The 1528-nt window shown below is 59.6% G+C and carries 2 protein-coding genes and 1 pseudogene; all 3 read left to right on the top strand.

Annotated elements, in window-relative coordinates:
* The coding region (locus ACQKP4_RS29050; RefSeq protein WP_427637438.1) for a ParA family protein at positions 1-413 on the top strand (413 nt) is incomplete at its 5' end.
* 8 nt (positions 414-421) lie between these two features.
* Complete coding sequence (locus ACQKP4_RS29045) at positions 422-1294, top strand: ParB/RepB/Spo0J family partition protein (protein WP_427637437.1); 873 nt, start codon at positions 422-424, stop codon at positions 1292-1294.
* A gap of 139 nt (positions 1295-1433) precedes the next feature.
* Positions 1434-1528, top strand: a pseudogene (locus ACQKP4_RS29040) (hypothetical protein); the annotation flags it as partial.

The following is a 1528-nucleotide window of genomic DNA, read 5'->3' as shown; positions in this document are numbered from 1 at the left end:
CGCTGTCGATGCTGACCCTGAACGCATTGGTCGCCGCTGACGGGGTAATTATCCCCATGCAGTGCGAGTACTTTGCGCTCGAAGGTTTGAGCGACCTTGTGGATAACATCAAGCGCATCGCCGAACTGCTCAACCCGAACCTGAAAGTCGAAGGCCTGCTGCGGACCATGTATGACCCGCGCCTGAGCCTGATGAATGACGTATCGGCGCAGCTCAAGGAACACTTTGGCGAGCAGCTGTACGACACGGTGATTCCACGCAACATCCGCTTGGCCGAGGCGCCAAGTTATGGCATGCCGGCGCTGGCTTACGACAAAGCATCGCGGGGCGCTATCGCCTATCTGGCATTGGCCGGCGAGTTGGTTCGTCGTCAACGCAAAAACTCACGCACCGCCGCCGCTCAGGCAACTTAAGGAATCCCATGGCCGTCAAGAAACGAGGTCTCGGACGTGGACTGGATGCACTGCTGAGTGGTCCGACTGTCAGTTCACTGGAAGAACAGGCGGTGCAAGCCGATCAGCGCGAGCTGCAACACCTGCCCCTGGACCTGATCCAGCGCGGCAAGTATCAGCCGCGTCGGGACATGGATCCGCAGGCGCTGGAAGAACTGGCGCAGTCGATCAAATCCCAAGGCGTGATGCAGCCGATTGTGGTGCGTCCGATCGGCAGCGGTCGATTCGAAATCATCGCCGGCGAGCGCCGTTGGCGTGCCAGCCAGCAAGCTGGCAAGGAAACCATCCCGGCGATGGTGCGCGACGTGCCGGATGAAACCGCGATCGCCATGGCGCTGATCGAGAACATCCAGCGCGAAGACCTCAACCCGATCGAAGAAGCCGTGGCCCTGCAGCGTTTGCAGCAGGAGTTCCAGCTGACGCAGCAGCAAGTCGCCGAGGCCGTGGGCAAATCCCGGGTGACCGTGGCCAACCTGCTACGCTTGATCGCGTTGCCGGAAGTCATCAAAACCATGCTGTCGCACGGTGACCTCGAAATGGGTCACGCCCGTGCCTTGCTCGGTTTGCCGGAGAATCAACAGGTTGAGGGGGCGCGACATGTTGTCGCACGGGGGCTGACAGTGCGCCAAACCGAGGCACTGGTTCGCCAGTGGTTGAGTGGTAAACCGGAGCCTGTGGAGCCTGCAAAACCGGACCCGGATATCGCCCGACTGGAACAGCGTCTGGCCGAGCGCCTAGGCTCTGCGGTGCAGATCCGCCACGGAAAGAAGGGCAAAGGGCAGTTGGTGATTGGCTACAACTCCCTCGACGAGCTTCAAGGCGTGCTTGCGCACATCCGCTGAAACATTTCCTCATGTAGCGCGCAGTCGGAAATCACTACCTGACTGTTGAATAGGGGCTGAACCGCCCCTATACTCTGCGCGCATTTTGTCGGCACAAATTATGCCAAGTTATTGAATTCTGGCAGCCGACCATTGGAGGGGCACTGCCAAGCCTTCGAAAGAACTGTTGGCTGAATTTCCTCACCGTCTGATCGACATTCTCGACCCCGCGCAGAGCTATTCCGCCGCCGATTT

It is taken from the genome of Pseudomonas sp. NPDC086278 (assembly GCF_050280905.1).
GTDB lineage: Bacteria > Pseudomonadota > Gammaproteobacteria > Pseudomonadales > Pseudomonadaceae > Aquipseudomonas.
The sequence above is the reverse complement of the archived record's forward strand: the minus strand, read 5'-3'. Positions and strand labels throughout refer to the sequence as shown.